This is a genomic window from Novosphingobium sp., from assembly GCF_019748365.1.
Lineage (GTDB): Bacteria > Pseudomonadota > Alphaproteobacteria > Sphingomonadales > Sphingomonadaceae > Novosphingobium.
In genome coordinates, this window is record NZ_JAIEPN010000125.1 from 1 (window position 1) to 17,317 (window position 17,317).

Sequence of the window (17,317 nt, forward strand, 5' to 3'; positions counted from 1 at the left end):
GTTAAGCCACCGTTCAACGACTCGGCGCGTCGTGCTGCCGGTTTGTCGTACGAATTGATGACAGGGGTTGTCTGATTAAGACACTTCCCCCTAACCCGTTGCCAACGAGGCAGCGGGAGGGGTTTCCGCACAGTCTCAGGGAACTTTTCAGGCAGACCGGAATGATCCGGCGGGCCGTTGGGAAGTTTCAGGTGGATCGGTTTCGGTCTGAGCAGCGCAACTGATGCTGCAGGATCAAGTCGATCAAGGGTTAGCGGGTCGTAATGGTTAACAACAAGATTGTGAAACTGGTACTTGGCTCCATAGGTGCTGTTGCCTGTTTCTTCTCGGCTCCCGCGATGGCGAACAGCGCCGCGTCTGCCGACATTGCTGCCCCGCTCCGCGCTGCGGAAGCCGCCCGCAACGGCACCACTGCCGCCCCGGCCGATGATGAATTCCACAAGCTCTTCGCAAGCTGGAAGGCCCTTGAAACGGGCGCACCGCTTGGCGCCGCTGCCCCCGCCCAGCGCAATGGCGGCGTTTCGATCCCCTCGCTCGTTCCCGTTTCTTCGAACCGCGCCATGAGCAGCGGCTTCGGCATGCGCGTTCACCCCGTTCTCGGCGGCATGCGCGCGCACAAGGGCATCGATCTTCCCGCCACCACCGGCACGCCGATCCACGCTTCGGCTGATGGCGTCGTTGGCAAGGCTGACTGGTTCGGCGGCTACGGTCTCTTTGTCGAGCTGGAGCACGGCGGCGGCATGGAAACCCGTTATGGCCACATGTCGCGCATCGCAGTTGCCGAAGGCCAGCGCGTCCGCAAGGGTGACGTGATCGGCTACGTCGGCTCGACCGGCCGCTCGACCGGCTCGCACCTGCACTATGAAGTGCGCATCGCTGGCGAAGCGGTGAACCCCATTCCTTACATGCAGACCGTCGCCCCCGGTGTCTCGACCGAGACCGTTCTGGCGCAAAGCGACGTTCCGGCTCCGCTGGCGCGCTAAGCGCCGCGACGACAAGTCATCTTGGAGAGGATGGGATGAAGGCGGCGGAAACGCCGCCTTCTTCTTTTGTGGCCTTCATCTTTTTGGCCAGTCCGCGCAGCCGGAAATGGATTTGGCTGACGAATCCCGTTGCGCCCTTTAATCGAGCGGTTAAACTCTCAGCCAAAGCGGGCTATCCGAACCGCTGATCCTGAGAGGATGCGCATGCACTACCACCCGAGTTTCCACGCCAGGACCAACCCTGAAAAGCCCGCCGTGATCATGTCCGGCAGCGGCGAGGTCGTGACCTACGGCGAGCTGGAAGCGCAGAGCAACCGCTTCGCCCAACTGCTTCGCTCGCGCGGGATCGGGATCGGTGACACCATCGCATTGTGCTTCGAAAACCATCCCTTCTTTTTCTCGCTGTGCTGGGGCGCGCAGCGGGCCGGGATCGTCTACGTCGCTATCTCGTCGCGCCTCGCGCCGCCGGAAGTGGCCTATATCGCACGTGATAGCGGCGCTAAGCTGCTGGTCGGCAGCGGCACGCTCACGCCCCTGCTCGATGCCGTCGCCGAAGCCGCGCCCGAAGTGCCGCAGCTGCGCCTCGGCGGCAGCGGCGACCACGATCTCGCCGCCCTGCTCGCTGCCATGCCGATCGAGCCCATCGCCGACGAACGCGCGGGCTGCGACATGCTCTATTCCTCCGGCACCACCGGCAAGCCCAAGGGTGTTCGCGTGCCGCTCCCTGAAGATCCCGCCATCGGCGGCGCGAACTCGCTCATCATGCTCGCAGGCGGCCCCTTCGGCATCCGCCCGGACGCGGTCTATCTCTCGCCCGCGCCGCTCTACCACGCTGCGCCGCTGCGCTGGTCGATGACCATTCATCGCTTCGGCGGCACCGTTGTCTGCATGGAAAAGTTCGATCCTGAGAAAGCGCTCGAAGCGATCGAGCGCTACAAGGTGACTGACAGCCAGTGGGTGCCCACCCACTTCGTCCGCATGCTCAAGCTCCCGGAGGAGGTGCGCACACGCTACGATCTCTCCTCCCTGCGCGGGGCGATCCACGCAGCGGCGCCTTGCCCGGTCCCGGTCAAGCGCGCGATGATCGAGTGGTGGGGCCCGGTGCTCAACGAGTACTATGCCGGCACCGAAGGCAATGGCTTCACCTTCATTTCCAGCCCCGAGTGGCTGGCGCGCCCGGGCTCGGTCGGCCGCGCGTTGCTTGGCACCATCCGCATCTGCGATGAAAACGGCGATGAAGTACCGCGCGGCACCGAAGGTCAGGTCTTTTTCGAGGGCGGCAATCCCTTCGCCTACCACAATGATCCCGACAAGACGCGCGATGCCACCAACAAGCACGGCTGGACCAGCCTAGGCGATGTGGGCTGGGAGGACGAGGACGGCTACCTGTTCCTCACCGATCGCAAGAGCTTCATGATCATTTCGGGCGGGGTGAACATCTACCCGCAGGAGATCGAAAACCTGCTCATAACCCATCCAAAAGTGGCCGACGTTGCCGTCATCGGCGCTCCTGATCCGGACATGGGCGAGCGCGTGGTCGCCGTCGTTCAACCGCATGAATTCGCCGACGCGGGCCCGGCACTGGCCGAAGAATTGACCGCCTGGCTCGCCCCGCAGCTCAGCCGCGTGAAGCTCCCCCGCCAGATCGACTTCCGCGCCGAGCTCCCGCGCGAACCGACCGGCAAGTTGTTCAAGCGCCTGCTGCGCGACGAATACAAGGCCGCAGCAGCCGCTACCGCCTGACCCCTCATTCAAGGACGCATTCCATGGCCACTACCGCCGACCGCATCGTTCCCGAGGAAATCGGCCGCGCGGTGATCGATCCCGCTGCCTATGCCGCGTGGGATCCCTTGCTCGACCAGTTCGATAGGCTGCGCGAGGAAGGGCTCCAGGTGGGGCGCGTTGTCTCCTCCGCCGATCTGCATGAACCGTTCTGGCTGGTCAGCGGGTTCGATGAAGTGATGGCGGTGAGCAAGGACAACACGACCTTCCTCAATCACCCCAAGCCGACCGTGTTCACGCTGCGCAGCACCGACGCGCTGGCCCGCGCGATCACCGGTGGCAGCCCGCACCTTGTGCAGTCGCTCGTCCAGCTCGACGCGCCGTTGCATCCGAAGCTGCGCCGCCTGACGCAGGACTGGTTCATGCCCAAGAACCTGCGCACGATCGAGGAGCGCACCCGCAGAATAGCGGAAGCCACCGTCGACCGGTTGCTGGCTGCCGGCGGCGAGGGCGACTTCACCAAGCTTGTCTCATCGCCCTACCCGCTCCACGTCGTCATGCAGATTCTCGGCGTGCCCGAGGAGGACGAGCAGCGTATGCTGGTGCTGACCCAGCAAATGTTCGGCGGGCAGGACGAGGAACTGAACCAGTCCGGAATCAAGGATCTACCGCCCGAAATGATCACCCAGATCGTGGCCGGCGCGGTCAAGGACTTCGAGGCCTATTTCGCGGCGCTCGCCGCCGAGCGCCGCAAGAACCCCACTGATGACGTCGCCACCGTCATCGCCAATGGCACGATCGATGGCCAGCCGCTCGATGACGTGGTCACGGCAGGGTACTACATCATCACCGCCAGCGCGGGCCATGACACGACCAGCGCCTCGACTGCCGGTGCGATGCTCGCCCTTGCCCGCGATCCGGAGCAGTTCGCCCGGGTCAAGGCGGACCGCAGCCTTCTGGCAGGCATTGTCGAGGAAGCGATCCGCTGGACGACTCCGGTGCAGCACTTCATGCGCACAGCCTCCGCCGATACCGAACTTGGCGGGCAGAAGATCGCCAAGGATGATTGGCTGATGCTCAACTACGTGGCGGCCAACCATGACCCTGCGCAGTTCCCCGACCCGCGCCGCTTCGATGCGGCGCGCGATGGCAATCGCCACCTTGCCTTCGGAGCGGGCGCGCACCAGTGCCTCGGCCTGCATCTGGCGCGGCTCGAAATGCGCATCCTGTTCGAAGTGCTGCTCGACCGGCTCGATAGCGTGGAGCTGGCCGGAGAGCCTGCACGCGCCAAATCGACGTTTGTCGGCGGGCTCAAGCGCCTTCCCTTGCGGTGGAAGGCGGCCTGAGCCGCCGCGTCACTGCGCCAGAAGACGCTGCATGATCGTGCGGACGTCGTCCGCCATATCCGACCGTTCGAGCGCAAGCGAAAGCGTCGCCTCGACGAAGCCGGCCTTGCTGCCGCAATCGAAGCGGCGCCCGGTGAAGGTGACCGCATGGAACGGCTGGCTGCCGATCATGCGGGCCATCGCGTCGGTCAGCTGAATCTCGCCGCCGGCACCCTTCTCCTGACCCTCGAGCGTGCGCATCACTTCGGGCTGCAGGATATAGCGGCCGGAAATGATGAGGTTGGAGGGCGCTTCCTCGCGCTTCGGCTTCTCGACCAGTGCGGTCACTTCGGTCAGCTTGTCGGAAATGCGCGCACCCGGCGCGATCACGCCATAGCTGGAGACCTCTTCCTCGGGGACTTCGAGCACGCTGATGAGATTGCCGCCCACTTCGTTGTAGGCCTCTACCATCTCCTTCATGCAGCCGGGCGTGCCGATCATCAGCTCGTCGGGCAGGAAGATCGCGAAGGGCTCGTCACCCACGATGGCGCGCGCGCACCAGATCGCATGACCGAGGCCCATCGGCACCTGCTGGCGGACCGTGACGAGATTGCCGGGCAGGATGCGGGTGGCATCGAGGATCGAGAGATCCTTGCCGCGATCGCTCATCGTCCGTTCAAGCTCGAAGGCCGTATCGAAATGTTCGACAATGGCGGTCTTGCCGCGGCCGGTCACGAAGATCAGCTGCTCGATCCCCGCCTCGCGTGCCTCGTCGACCGCGTACTGGATCAACGGCCGATCAATGATCGGCAGCATTTCCTTGGGGATTGCCTTGGTTGCCGGGAGAAACCGCGTACCCATGCCCGCCACCGGGAAAACCGCCTTGCGAACAGGCTTGCGAACGGTCGGCGAGGCGGTGCTGGCGGTCATGGCTGATGTGATCCCCTCAAGATGCATCGGACTGCAGGTCCGATGCGGATATGACATATTGCGCGCATAGAGCGCCACCATTTCGATCTTGTTGCGCCAATTGGCAAACAAGCTAAACGACCGCGATGGACAAGATCATCATTCGCGGCGGCAATCGCCTTTCCGGCACAGTTCCAGTCTCGGGCGCAAAGAATGCTGCGCTGACCCTGCTGCCCTGCGCGCTCCTGACCGAAGAACCGGTGACGCTGCGCAACCTGCCGCGTCTTGCCGATATCGACGGCTTCCAGCACCTGCTGAACCAGTTCGGCGTCTCGACCTCTATCGCTGGCGCCCGCCCCGAAGACTTCGGTCGCGTGATGACGCTGCAGGCCACGCGGCTCACCTCGACCGTCGCGCCCTATGATCTCGTCCGCAAGATGCGTGCGTCCATCCTGGTGCTTGGCCCGCTGCTGGCCCGAGCGGGCGAAGCGACGGTTTCGCTCCCCGGCGGCTGCGCCATCGGCAACCGGCCGATCGACCTCCACCTCAAGGCGCTAGAAGCCTTCGGCGCTCAGATCGAGCTCGCGGCGGGCTATGTCCGTGCGATTGCCCCCGATGGCGGTCTGCCGGGCGGGGACTACAGCTTCCCGATTGTCTCGGTCGGCGCGACCGAGAACGCACTCATGGCGGCGGTGCTCGCTCGCGGAACCAGCACGTTGCACAATGCGGCGCGTGAGCCCGAGATCGTCGATCTTTGCAACCTGCTCGTGGCGATGGGCGCGCAGATCGAGGGGATCGGCAGCTCCGACCTTACGATCCACGGCGTGAACCGGCTTCACGGCGCGACCTACATGGTCATGCCGGATCGCATCGAGGCAGGCAGCTATGCCTGCGCCGCAGCGATCACCGGCGGCGATATCATGCTCGCCGGCGCGCGGGCTGAAGACATGGCTGCAACGATCCAGGCGCTGCGCGATGCCGGCGTGCTGGTGGAGCAGATCCGCGGCGGCCTCCGTGTCGCCAGCGAAGGCCGGCTGCGCCCTGTCACTCTGTCGACCGCTCCCTATCCCGGCCTCGCAACCGACATGCAGGCGCAGCTCATGGCGATGCTCTGTCTTGCGAACGGTTCCAGCGTGCTGACCGAGACCATCTTCGAGAACCGCTACATGCACGTGCCCGAGCTTAACCGCATGGGCGCGCATATCGAAACCAAGGGCCGGACCGCGATCGTCCACGGCGTGAGCGAGCTCCACGGCGCCGAAGTCATGGCGACCGACCTGCGTGCCTCGATGAGCCTGGTGATCGCCGGCCTTGCTGCCGAGGGAGAATCGCAGGTTCATCGGCTCTACCACCTCGATCGCGGCTATGAGCGGCTTGAGGAGAAGTTCGCGCTGATCGGCGCGGATGTGGAGCGCGTCGGCGGCGACTGATGCCTAGGCCCACGCTGGCAGAGCTGACCCGGGCCTTCGCACGGATCGGCTGTCTCAGCTTCGGCGGACCTGCCGGGCAGATCGCGCTGATGCAGCGCGAACTTGTCGAGGAACGCTGTTGGGTGGAGCAGGGCGCGTTCCTGCGGGCGCTCAATCTGTGCCACCTCTTGCCCGGCCCTGAAGCGCAGCAACTGGCGACCTGGATCGGCTGGCGCCTTCACGGAGTGCGCGGCGGGCTGATTGCGGGGATGCTGTTCGTGCTTCCCGGCGCCGTGGTGATGCTCGGGCTCTCACTGCTCTATGTGGCGGCAGCGGGGGTGGCCTGGTTTGCGGCCCTGTTCCTTGGCGTGAAGGCCGCGGTCCTGGCGGTGGTCCTGCAGGCGCTCAAGCGCGTTGCGGGGCGAGCACTCGGGACCCGCTTCAAAATCGCGCTGGCGGTGCTGGCTGCGCTTGCCCTCACTGTCCTGCACGCGCCTTTCCCGCTGGTGATCCTTGGCGCCGGACTGATCGGTGCTGCAGCGGCCAAATGGTCGCCGCACTGGCTGGGGGCGCACCATGGCGCGACCAGCGCTGGCCCGCTTGAGGCCCCGCGCCGGCTGATCGCTCTCACCGCCCAGACCATCTGCTTGTGGCTCGCCATCTGGGGGCTGCCGTTGGCGCTGGTGTTCCTAACGCTCGGTCCGGATCACGTGCTGTGGCAGGTCGGCCTGTTCTTCTCCCGCCTCGCGATTGTGACTTTCGGCGGCGCCTACGCAGTGCTCGCCTATATGGCGCAAGCGGCGGTCAGCGGGTTCGGCTGGCTGTCGCCCGGTGAAATGGCCGACGGCCTTGGCCTTGCAGAAACGACGCCCGGACCGCTGATCATGGTGACCCAGTTCGTCGGCTTCATCGCCGCATGGCGCCATCCGGGCGGACTTTCACCGCTCTTGGCGGGCCTGCTCGGCGCAGGCATCACCACATGGGTCACGTTCGCGCCGTGCTTCCTGTGGATTTTCGCCTGCGCGCCCTGGATGGAACGGCTGGAACGGGCCGAGCGACTGCAAGGCGCACTTGCCGCGATCACGGCAGCGGTCGTCGGCGTGATCGCCAATCTTGCGCTCTGGTTCGCCCTTCACGTCCTCTTCATGCGCGTTTCCGATGCGGGACTGCCAGATTTCGCCAGCCTTGATTGGCAGGCAGCCCTGATCGCGGCTGAGGCGGGGGTTTTGGTGTTCGGCCTCAAGCGCGGAATCGCTCCGACGATCGCAATCTGCGCCGCCACCGGTCTGGCGCTTTCGCTGCTACCGCTCCGCTGATTTCAAACGCGGCGGCAGCGCTTCTTTGCGGTAAGCGTGCGGTCGATCGCGCGGCCCGCAAAGGCCCCGCCGACAGCACCGGCTACGATGCCGACCGGTCCGCCCAGCACCGCCTTGCCGACAAGCGCGCCACCGGCCCCGCCCGCGATGAGACCCGCGGTGCCGCTGGAATGCCGGCAAACACGGTGGGTGCGGGTGGACGAGTGACGCCGTGCATCCGCCGTTTCAGCGATGGTGGTCGTAGCCAGTGTGGCCAGCATGGCGGCGGCGAGGAGGCTGCGGCGCATCTTTGGTACTCCTGCAAGGAACGTAATCGGCACCATACGACAGATTGTGCCAGAACGCACGGTGAACGAAGACAGGCGGCAGATCAGGCTGCGCCAGTCCGCCCGCCTGATGCGGCAAGGCGCGCGGTGAGCCAGAGCCGCACGGCGCCCGCAAGGCCCGGCGGCACCTCGGCAGCGATCCGTTCCGCATCGATCCGCGCGACAATGGCATTGATCGGCACGCCTTCCTCCACCGCCGCATCACGCAGCAGATCCCAGAACAGCGGTTCGAGGCTGATCGACGTCTTGTGCCCGGCGATCTCGACCGATCGCTTGACCGGAGGGTGATAGGGGGCAGTCACAGGTCGCGGAACATCACGCGCACATCATGGGCGGACCATTCGGGGAAAGCAGCACGCATGAACGCGACGAGATCGCGTTCGAATATCGCGCGGGATGCGACCGCAGCCTGGTAGTTGTTGCGATAACTCCAGCGTTGTTCCTTGGGAACGCCGGCAAGATCAAGTGGAGCGATAGCCGGGCTGGGACTGCCTCCATCATGCAGTGTTCTGGGGGCGGGTCGCCGGCCAGCAGCCAGCGCCTCGATCCTGTGCAGAAAGTCGTCCTGATCGGCGCTCGCCGCGACAATTGTGCAGGCAACGTGGGCGGTGCCGCCAAAGCAATCCATATCGTGCGCGATCTCGGCGTATTTCGAAAAGCTGGCAAAAACCTGCGCGAACAGGCGGTGCTGTGGCTCGGTCCATCTGGCGCCGAGCGCAGCGGTGCGCTGCTCGCGGATCTGCTCGGCCAATCGATTCGCATGATCGGCGCAGTAGCCTTCGGAGATCCCGCTCGTGGCATCGTTGCAGATTTCGAATTTGCCGCCCCGACCCTTGCCCGTCTGCCGCTCCAGCAGTTCGGCGATGCGGCTCATGCTCGCGGCCGGCGCATCCTCCACACCGCAGGCCATATGAATCGCTACGTCCAGGTTGCGCGCGGTTCCGGTGCCATTGGCATAGATCATCGCCAGTATGCCAGTGCCGGAGAAGTAACTGTACCCAAGGCCAGCAAAATCAGGCGCACTCGGGCCGACTTCGCGCTCGCGCTCGATCAGAGCGCATTTTCGTGCGGCGACCGGATCGGCCGTACGGCCGATGCCGTAGTATAGCGCTTCGGAATCGCAACCTTTGAGCTCTTCGCGCTCTCTGGCGGAAGGCCAATCTGAGGCAGGCGGTTCGATTATCAGGCGCGCGCGGCAGGCGTTCTGAGTCGAAGCGGCGTCGGACGCGGTTTCCGAACCAAAGGTCTCTTCGAGCTTTTCGCCGCTCCAATCATAGCGTTGCGGCGCACTGGCTGCCACTGCCAGGAGCAGGGCGCAGGAGGCAGCAATATTGCGATTCATAGCTACTCCCCGCGCCTGCACGCGGCGGCCTCAATACATATGCTGGCCGCCGTTGATGCTCATTGTCGATCCGGTGACGAACGCGCCATCTTCGGACGTCAGGAACGCGACGCCGCGGGCAATCTCATCCGCCTGGCCAAGACGACCGACCGGGATCTTGGCGATGATCTTTTCCAGCACCGGCGCGGGAACGGCGGCCACCATATCGGTATCGATATAGCCCGGCGCAATCGCGTTCACGGTCACGCCGTACTTCGCGCCTTCCTGAGCGAGCGCCTTGGTGAAGCCGTGGATGCCGGACTTTGCCGCAGCGTAGTTGACCTGGCCGTACTGGCCGGCCTGCCCGTTGATCGAGCCGATGTTGACGATGCGGCCCCAGCCGCGCTCGCGCATGCCGGGGAACGTGGCCTTCGCCATATTGAAACAACCGCCGAGGTTGATGCGCATCACCTCGTTCCAGTCGTCGAAGCTCATCTTGTGGAGCACGCCGTCGCGCGTAATGCCGGCGTTGTTCACCACGATGTCGATCGGGCCGACCTCAGCCGCAATTTGCGCGCACATTTCGATGGTCGCTTCATGATCGCCAACGTCCCAGCGATAGGACTTGATCCCGGTCCGCTCCGTAAACGCCCGCGCCTTTTCCTCATTGCCCGCATAATTGGCCACAACGGTACGGCCCTGGGCCTGAAGTGCGAGGGAAATGGCTTCACCGATACCCCGGGTTCCCCCGGTAACCACTGCAACGCGCGTCATCTTCTTCTCCCTCTCCGGTCGATGATCGGGAGGGTAGTCGCAAGGCCGCTGGCGGACAAGCACTTAGGCTGCAGTCATACGACTGCACCGCAAGGGTTCGTACTGGAAAGGCTTAGAACCGGAACTGGGTTCCGACGTAGACCGCCTGGCTATCCTTCTTGCCATCGGTCAGCGGACGCAGACGATCCCGCTCAGGCGAGTACCGCACGCCGGCCGTCACATCGAGGTTCCGCGTCAGGCGATAACTGCCACCCAGATCGACCTGGTAATCGTTCTGGCTCTCATAGGTCCGCGGCGAGTGGCCGACGTGATCACGCGTATCAAGTTCGATCCGCGGAGCAAGCCGCGAGGAAGGAACCGAGGAAGACGCGGTGAAGCTGTCCTTGCGGCCGATGGCGCGCAGGTCGGGCATGTCCAGGCGCTGTATATCGAAGCGCGCGGCCTCACGCGAAATGCCCGGCGTTGCCGCGAAGCTCTGGTAACCACGAGCGAGACCGAGGTTGTAGACCATCGGCGTGATCCGGACCGGCGCAGCGCCCGGCGCACTCACGCCCGCCGGGAGCGAGGAACGGACGACAAGATTTTGTGCGCCGATTTCGCTGACCCGTACGGCCACCGTTATCGCCCGATCAGGGCGATTATCCATGCCGGCCGGCGTGAAACGGAAAAGGCGCCCATGCCCGGGTGTACGGCCTTGGATCTGCGCGGTGATTTCCGAAACAAGCTTGGGATCGACCGAAGCCGGCGTGAAAGAACCGATGCCGCCGCGCGCCGAAAGGCTCACCGGCGAGGAGACGAAGCCACCGGTCAGCGCGCTGCCAAGTGCAGGCGCCGCGACCATGCCGAGCAGCGCGCAACCGACGAGCGGCAGCACGCGCGCACGGAAAACTCCGCGCGATTTGGCTCCCCTGATCGTCTTGCCACTCATGGCCTGCCTGAACTTTCCCTTTGCCGAGCCGCCCAAATGGCCAAACCAGCGAATCTAAAGCTGCTCTCTGTACGTACGACATACGGTGCCTCGACGATAATTTCCAGTAGCACAACGATTTTCTGATGCGCCGGCAGCGTGTCTTGGCAAACCTGTTGCGCCCAGCCCACAGGCGGCCACCCTTCAGCAGACACCCCCTCCTCGTTCATATTGGGATAGGCGCCAATGCGCCATTCCTTGCAATGCCCTTGCGGCGCGCGGCGCGGGGGTGATAGAGCGCCAACCGCAAGGCGTCAGAACGGCGCAGATTTCACTAGGCAGGACACGCGGCGAGGCCGCCCATGTGCCTGCCAGCAAGGACAGTATGCACGTGACGACACGCCTCCGCCCTTCTTCGTCTATCGCCCGGAGTGTCATGACCGGCATGCTCGTCATCGCCGCCACCGGGCTGGTAGCAGGATGCGGTAACAAGGCACGCCCCAAGCTGGACCTCGCTGCCAGCAAGGTGACCACGATCGGCGTCAATGCCTACCTGTGGCGCGCAACGCTTGAAACCCTCTCGTTCATGCCGCTTGTGCAAACCGACAGCAACGGCGGTGTCGTGGTGACCGACTGGTACGCCAATCCCCGCAACCCCAACGAGCGGATGAAACTGACCGTCTCGATCCTCGATCAGGACCTGCGCGCCGACGCGCTGCGGATCGCCGCGAGCCGGCAGGTGAGCCAGGCGGGCAACTGGGTCGATGCCCCGGTCCAGGCGGCCACCGTACAGAAGCTGGAAGACATTATCCTGACCAAGGCTCGCGATCTGCGTCGCCAGACTTTGGTCCCGGGCTGAGTTCCGGGCGAGTTTACCCTCGCCTGACGGTTGCACGGCTTCGCGCCGCTCCCTAGAGGAAGCGGCATGACTGCCGACAAACCAGAACCCCAACGCTTCAATCCTGCCACCGCCGATCTGCGCTGGCAGCGTACGTGGGACGAACGCCAGACATTCCGGGCCGACGACGCCTCACCCAAACCGCGCAGCTATGTGCTGGAGATGTTCCCCTATCCTTCCGGGCGCATCCATATCGGCCATGTGCGCAACTACACGATGGGCGACGTGCTGGCGCGCTATAAGCGTATGCGCGGGTTCGAAGTGCTTCATCCCATGGGCTGGGACGCCTTTGGCATGCCCGCCGAGAATGCGGCAATGGAAAAGGGCGTGCACCCCGGCGGCTGGACCCGCGCCAACATTGCCAACATGAAGGCCCAGTTGAAGCGCCTCGGCTTCGCGCTCGATTGGAGCCGCGAACTGGCAACCTGCGAGCCGGAATACTACGGCCACGAACAGGCGCTGTTCCTCGATCTCTATGCGGCGGGCCTCATCACTCGCAAGGAATCGACCGTGAACTGGGACCCGGTCGACATGACCGTGCTCGCCAACGAGCAAGTCATCGACGGGCGCGGCTGGCGCTCGGGCGCGCTGGTCGAGAAGCGCAAGCTGAGCCAGTGGTTCCTCAAGATCACCGAGTTCGCCGACGAGCTGCTGGAAGGTCTCTCCGGACTCGAGAAGTGGCCCGAGAAGGTCCGCACGATGCAGGAGAACTGGATCGGCAAGTCACAAGGTCTGCAGTTCCGTTTCAAGCCGGTCGCGCCGCTGGCCGAGGATATCGAGGTCTACTCGACGAGACCCGACACGCTGTTCGGGGCAAGCTTCGTCGCGATTGCTGCAGATCACCCGATCGCCCAGGCAATTGCCAAGGATTCGCCCGAGGCAGAAGCGTTCATCGCGCAGTGCAAGCAGGGCGGCACGACCGCTGCCGAGCTGGAAACGGCCGAAAAGCTTGGCTTTGACACTGGCCTCAAGGTGCTCCATCCGCTCGATGGGAGCTGGCAGCTGCCGGTCTACATCGCAAACTTCGTGCTGATGGATTACGGCACAGGCGCTGTGTTCGGCTGCCCCGCGCATGACCAGCGCGACATCGATTTTGCGCGCAAGTATGGCTTGCCGGTCACCCGCGTAGTCGCCGATGGCGAGAAGAGCGATCCGGTGTTCGAAGGCAAAGATGCCTATACCGGCCCCGGCAAGCTCGTGAACTCGCGCTTTCTCGATGGCATGGACGTGGCCCCAGCAAAGGCTGCCGTGATCGCCCGCGCCGAATCCGAAGGCTGGGGTGAAGGCAAGACCGTGTGGCGCCTGCGCGACTGGGGTGTCAGCCGCCAGCGCTACTGGGGCACGCCGATCCCGTTCATCCACTGCGAAGATTGCGGCGTGGTGCCGGTGCCCAAGGCGCAACTGCCGGTCGTGCTGCCCGAGAACGTGACCTTCGACGTGCCCGGAAACCCGCTCGACCGCCACCCGACGTGGAAGCATGTCGATTGCCCGCAATGTGGCAAGCCTGCGCGGCGCGAGACGGACACGCTCGACACTTTTGTCGACTCTTCGTGGTACTTCCTGCGTTTTGCCAGCCAGCCGGGTGACGCACCATTCGATGCCGAGGCCATTCGCAAGTGGCTGCCGGTCGAGCAGTACATCGGCGGAATCGAGCACGCGATCCTGCACTTGCTCTATGCCCGCTTCTGGACCCGCGCGCTGGCACGGATCGGCAAGCTCGAAGTGCAGGAGCCTTTCGCGAGCCTGTTCACGCAAGGCATGGTGACGCACGAGACTTATGAACGCCGCAACCCGGACAACGGCCAGCCGGTGTTCTTTTCGCCCGGCGAGGTGGACCGCACGGCTGAGGGCGCGACGCTCAAGGCCGATGGCGCACCGGTCGAGATCGGCCGCGTCATCAAGATGTCGAAATCCAAGAAGAACGTGGTGGACCCGGACGAAATCGTTGCCCGCTACGGTGCCGATGCAATCCGCTGGTTCATGCTGTCCGACAGTCCACCGGAGCGCGACCTGCCCTGGTCAGAGGCAGGTATCGAGGGCTGCTGGCGCTTTGTGCAAAGGTTGTGGCGTCTATTCGGCGCAGCGGATGCGGCCGCGACGGGTGATGACCTTACGCTGCGCCGCAAGACGCACCAGACCGTCCACGCGGTGGCGCAGGACATCGAGGCGCTCGGCTTCAACAAGGCGGTGGCGCGCATCTACGAGCTGACCGGCGCGACCGAAAAAGCCGCGCCCTCGGCTGACCGCACCGCGGCGATCCGCACGCTGCTGCTGCTGGTCGCCCCGATGATGCCGCACCTCGCCGAAGAGGCTTACGCTGCGTTTGGAGCAGGACTGGTCGCTGATGCGGCATGGCCGGACGTCGATCCCGCGCTGCTGGTTGATGACGAAGTCACGGTCGCCGTGCAGGTCAGGGGCAAGCTGCGCGACACGCTCACGGTCGCCAAGGGCACCGCCCGTGAAGAGCTCGAGCAGCTTGCTCTCGCTTCCGACAAGGTGCAGCGTGCGCTGGACGGGGCGGAAGTGAGGAAGGTGATCGTAGTGCCCGATCGGCTGGTGAACCTTGTTGCCTAAAGCATTCCTCGCCGCCCTTGCGCCTGCGGCACTGCTGGCCGGTTGCGGCCTGCAGCCGATGTATGCGGGCGGTGGCAGTGGCAAAGTCGCGCAGGCGCTCGCGGGCGTCGACGTTACGTCCATCGAAGGCAAGGCGGGCTGGCTGGTGCGTGCTGCACTGGTCGACCGGCTGGGCGCAGGTGCGCAGGGCACGCCCCGTTACCGGCTGGACGTGCGCCTTGATGAGCAGCTCCAGGGCCTTGGCCTGCTCTCAAACGATGCGGTTACCCGCGAGCGGCGGACCCTTCGGGCGCGCTACCAACTCATCGACCTCTCGAGCGGCGCGATCGTGCTGGACGCAACCGCAGGTGCCGACGCGGGCATCGACATCGTCTCGAGCGAATACGCGGTGATCGCAGCCGAACAGACTGCGCTCGAGAACCTCAGCCATGAAGTGGCCGTTCAGATCGTGACCCGCGTCGCCACGAAACTTCGCAAGGCGGGCTGACCACGCCGTGAAGGCGACCCAGAAGAACTTCGCAGCGCAGATGGCGCGCGCAGCGACCGATGCCACGGTATTCTATTTCTGCGGTCCGGACGAAGCCGGAGCGGCGGATGCAGCCGCTCGGCTGTCTTCCCATATCGCCTCACGGCAAGGTCAGTTCGAGCGGGTCGAGCTCGCTGGAGCTGACTTGCGGCGCGATCCGGTTCGGCTCGCGGACGAGGCGCGATCGGTTTCCCTGTTCGGTGATCAGCGCCAGATTCACGTCCGCTGCTCGGGGGACGAGGCTCATGATGCGGTCGAAACACTCCTTGCCAGCCCGGTCAGAGGCTGGCCGGTCTTCATCATGGCCGGCTCGGCCACCGACAAGTCGCGGACCGCCAGGCTCCTGTCCGATCGGCCAGATGCCCTCGTCACCATGTTCCATCCGCCGGACATCCGGTCGGTAACGCTCGCAGTGCGGGAAATGGCGGATCCGGTCGGACTCCACCTGACCGATGAGCTTGCGGAACGAATCGCTCGCGGCACCGCACTCGATACGCGGATGGCGCGAAGCGAAGTCGAGAAGTTGGCTCTCTTTCTGGATGCAAGCCCCGAGTCGCCGCGCCGTGCCGACGCCGGCGCGCTCGATGCCATCGCAGCAGTCAGCGAAGACGATAGCTTCATGCCCTTGGTCAACACTGTACTTGCAGGAGATACCGCCCGACTTTCCTCGGAACTGGCGCGAATGCAGGAGCTTGAACTCAGTCCGGTCGGGTTGTTGCTGGCCTTCGAAAGACGCGCCGCGCAACTTGCGCAGCTCGCAGGCCGCATACGTGGTCGCAGCGACATCAACGCGTTTCTCGAGCAGGAAATAGCAGCGCGGCGTGTCTTCTTTCGGGACAAGTCGGAATTGGCGCAACAACTCCGGCGTTGGCGTGGCCGTAAACTTGGTCGTCTCATCGAACGCCTGATGCTGCTGCATCGCCAACTGCTGACCGACAATCGCAATGGCGAACTCTTGCTTTCTCAAGGACTTGCAGAGATTGCGCGGGCGGCAGCTCGGTAGTTTCCGATGGATCGCCGCCCCGATGGGATCAGCTGAGAGATCGCTCGCATCGACTCGCTTGTCTTTGCCGCACAACCTTGTACGCATTGCAACGCAGCATTCCTACCGATATCGAGGAAACTGCTTATAAGAATCCTTTGTCGTCCGGGTCGCACAGCCGGAGCGCTTATTCTTAGCGGTTCAAAAGGGTGCATTAGCGATGACGACCTTAGAGCGAGACAGGGTAACCGTCACGTCGATCACCGGCGAAGGTAGCGGCGCGCCTCCGGGTGCGCAGCGCCAGTTGAGGCTCCCGCTCGCACCTTCACTTGAGAAGCGGCGGCTTCAGGCTTACCTTCTTCTTCTGATAGCCGACGGTTTCGTCATCGTCGGAGCTTCGCTGCTCATCAGCTTGCTGTACCTCGGTAACGCCTACGATCCGCAGACGATTCAGCAGATCGAGCTCTACGTCCCGCTTTATTGGGGCGCGGCGCTGATGACCCGAACCTATTCAATCCAGGCTCTGACTTCGCTGCGGTTCAGCCAGTCACGCTCGATGTTGGCGGTGACCACCGCGTTGACGCTGATGCTCTTCATCGCCTTCTTCACCAAATCAAGCGAGCAGGTCTCCCGCGTATCGACAGTCGCCAGCCTGATCGTGGTCGCCGGCAGCATGGCTTGGGCACGCGCAGTCATTCAGCCCGTGATCCGCTCCGGCTGCGGTACGACTGCACAGAACGTTCTGGTCATCGATGACGGCGGAAGCCCCGTTCGCATCCCACATGCCTGGCATGTCGATTCGCGCGAACACCGTTTGCGGCCGGATCGCAGCGATCCTCATATGCTCGACCGGCTTGGCATGTTCATGACCAATATGGACAGAGTCATCGTCACCTGCCCGCCGGAGCGACGCAAGGATTGGGCTCTCGTTTTCAAGGGCTCCAACATCTGTGGTGAGATTGTCGATCCGGAAGTTCAGGAGTTGGGCGTCCTCGGCGCAAGCCGCGGGCATGGCTTCGGCTCCCTTGTTGTTTCGGTCGGGCCGCTGGGGCTTCGGGCCCGTGCCGCAAAGCGGGCAATGGATCTGGCGATTGCGGGTGCCGCAACTGTCGCGTTGGCACCACTGCTTCTGGTCGTCGCCTTGCTGATCTGGCTGGAGGATCGTGGCCCCGTATTCTTCATGCAGCAGCGTCAGGGGCGGAACAACCGGCTGTTCTGGATTTACAAGTTCCGCTCTATGCGTGTCGAGAAGCTCGACGCCACTGGCGCGTGTCAACACCGGGATAAAAACGGGCCAGGCACCGGTTTAAAAAGGGGCCAGTTGGGTTGAATAAAAAGCCCCATG

Annotated in this window: 17 protein-coding genes; 11 read left to right on the plus strand and 6 right to left on the minus strand. The window is 64.2% G+C overall.

Annotated features, from left to right (window positions below):
• The first annotated feature begins 338 nt into the window (after nucleotides 1-338).
• From K5Q19_RS14825 to K5Q19_RS14840, 4 genes are read left to right on the plus strand one after another with little or no spacing between them, the layout of a single operon-like run.
• Nucleotides 339-983: a M23 family metallopeptidase gene (locus K5Q19_RS14825; protein WP_365759720.1), complete on the plus strand. Its 645-nt coding sequence runs from the start codon at nucleotides 339-341 to the stop codon at nucleotides 981-983.
• 35 nt (nucleotides 984-1,018) lie between these two features.
• A complete protein-coding gene (locus K5Q19_RS14830; protein WP_292946657.1) occupies nucleotides 1,019-1,171 on the plus strand; it encodes a hypothetical protein in 153 nt (50 codons plus the stop codon).
• A gap of 16 nt (nucleotides 1,172-1,187) precedes the next feature.
• Nucleotides 1,188-2,726 carry an acyl-CoA synthetase gene (locus K5Q19_RS14835; RefSeq protein ID WP_292946660.1) on the plus strand — a complete coding sequence of 513 codons (1,539 nt, stop codon included), beginning with the start codon at nucleotides 1,188-1,190 and terminating at the stop codon, nucleotides 2,724-2,726.
• Nucleotides 2,727-2,749: 23 nt separating this feature from the next.
• On the plus strand, nucleotides 2,750-4,051 hold the full coding sequence (locus K5Q19_RS14840) for a cytochrome P450 (protein ID WP_292946663.1): 1,302 nt from the start codon (nucleotides 2,750-2,752) through the stop codon (nucleotides 4,049-4,051).
• A gap of 9 nt (nucleotides 4,052-4,060) precedes the next feature.
• Here the strand turns inward: K5Q19_RS14840 and galU are convergent, their stop codons facing one another.
• Nucleotides 4,061-4,960 (minus strand): UTP--glucose-1-phosphate uridylyltransferase GalU, encoded by a 900-nt coding sequence (gene galU, locus K5Q19_RS14845; protein WP_292946666.1) that lies wholly within the window; start codon nucleotides 4,958-4,960, stop codon nucleotides 4,061-4,063.
• Between the two features lie 125 nt (nucleotides 4,961-5,085).
• Here galU and murA point away from each other — a divergent pair, with 125 nt between their 5' ends.
• Both murA and chrA read left to right on the plus strand, forming a co-directional pair.
• Complete coding sequence (murA, locus tag K5Q19_RS14850; protein WP_292946669.1) at nucleotides 5,086-6,369, plus strand: UDP-N-acetylglucosamine 1-carboxyvinyltransferase; 1,284 nt, start codon at nucleotides 5,086-5,088, stop codon at nucleotides 6,367-6,369.
• Nucleotides 6,369-7,664: a chromate efflux transporter gene (chrA, locus tag K5Q19_RS14855; protein ID WP_292946672.1), complete on the plus strand. Its 1,296-nt coding sequence runs from the start codon at nucleotides 6,369-6,371 to the stop codon at nucleotides 7,662-7,664. Before murA ends, chrA begins: the two co-directional genes overlap by 1 nt.
• 2 nt (nucleotides 7,665-7,666) lie before the next feature.
• On the opposite strand, the gene K5Q19_RS14860 is transcribed toward chrA, so the two are convergent.
• The 5 genes from K5Q19_RS14860 to K5Q19_RS14880 form a co-directional block, all read right to left on the minus strand.
• A complete protein-coding gene (locus K5Q19_RS14860) occupies nucleotides 7,667-7,951 on the minus strand; it encodes a hypothetical protein (RefSeq protein WP_292946675.1) in 285 nt (94 codons plus the stop codon).
• Nucleotides 7,952-8,034: 83 nt separating this feature from the next.
• A complete protein-coding gene (locus K5Q19_RS14865) occupies nucleotides 8,035-8,292 on the minus strand; it encodes a ribbon-helix-helix domain-containing protein (protein ID WP_292946678.1) in 258 nt (85 codons plus the stop codon).
• Nucleotides 8,289-9,332 (minus strand): hypothetical protein, encoded by a 1,044-nt coding sequence (locus K5Q19_RS14870; RefSeq protein ID WP_292946681.1) that lies wholly within the window; start codon nucleotides 9,330-9,332, stop codon nucleotides 8,289-8,291. Before K5Q19_RS14870 ends, K5Q19_RS14865 begins: the two co-directional genes overlap by 4 nt.
• Before the next feature lie 30 nt (nucleotides 9,333-9,362).
• Nucleotides 9,363-10,085, minus strand: coding sequence for an acetoacetyl-CoA reductase (phbB, locus tag K5Q19_RS14875; protein ID WP_292946684.1), 723 nt, complete (start codon nucleotides 10,083-10,085; stop codon nucleotides 9,363-9,365).
• A gap of 112 nt (nucleotides 10,086-10,197) precedes the next feature.
• The gene (locus K5Q19_RS14880) at nucleotides 10,198-11,013 is read right to left on the minus strand and encodes a hypothetical protein (protein ID WP_292946687.1); all 816 of its coding nucleotides are present in this window, start codon (nucleotides 11,011-11,013) and stop codon (nucleotides 10,198-10,200) included.
• A gap of 415 nt (nucleotides 11,014-11,428) precedes the next feature.
• On the opposite strand from K5Q19_RS14880, the gene K5Q19_RS14885 reads away from it, so the two are divergent.
• From K5Q19_RS14885 to K5Q19_RS14905, 5 genes are all read left to right on the plus strand, one after another.
• Nucleotides 11,429-11,851 carry a DUF3576 domain-containing protein gene (locus K5Q19_RS14885; RefSeq protein WP_292946698.1) on the plus strand — a complete coding sequence of 141 codons (423 nt, stop codon included), beginning with the start codon at nucleotides 11,429-11,431 and terminating at the stop codon, nucleotides 11,849-11,851.
• A 66-nt stretch (nucleotides 11,852-11,917) separates the two neighbouring features.
• Nucleotides 11,918-14,464, plus strand: a complete 2,547-nt coding sequence (gene leuS / locus K5Q19_RS14890) for a leucine--tRNA ligase (RefSeq protein ID WP_292946690.1) — start codon at nucleotides 11,918-11,920, stop codon at nucleotides 14,462-14,464.
• A gap of 58 nt (nucleotides 14,465-14,522) precedes the next feature.
• Nucleotides 14,523-14,951: an LPS assembly lipoprotein LptE gene (gene lptE, locus K5Q19_RS14895; RefSeq protein WP_292946701.1), complete on the plus strand. Its 429-nt coding sequence runs from the start codon at nucleotides 14,523-14,525 to the stop codon at nucleotides 14,949-14,951.
• A gap of 7 nt (nucleotides 14,952-14,958) precedes the next feature.
• Entirely contained in the window at nucleotides 14,959-15,993 is a 1,035-nt protein-coding gene (gene holA, locus K5Q19_RS14900; protein WP_292946692.1) for a DNA polymerase III subunit delta, read from the plus strand.
• A gap of 199 nt (nucleotides 15,994-16,192) precedes the next feature.
• Nucleotides 16,193-17,302 (plus strand): sugar transferase, encoded by a 1,110-nt coding sequence (locus K5Q19_RS14905; RefSeq protein ID WP_292946695.1) that lies wholly within the window; start codon nucleotides 16,193-16,195, stop codon nucleotides 17,300-17,302.
• Nucleotides 17,303-17,317: the final 15 nt, after the last annotated feature.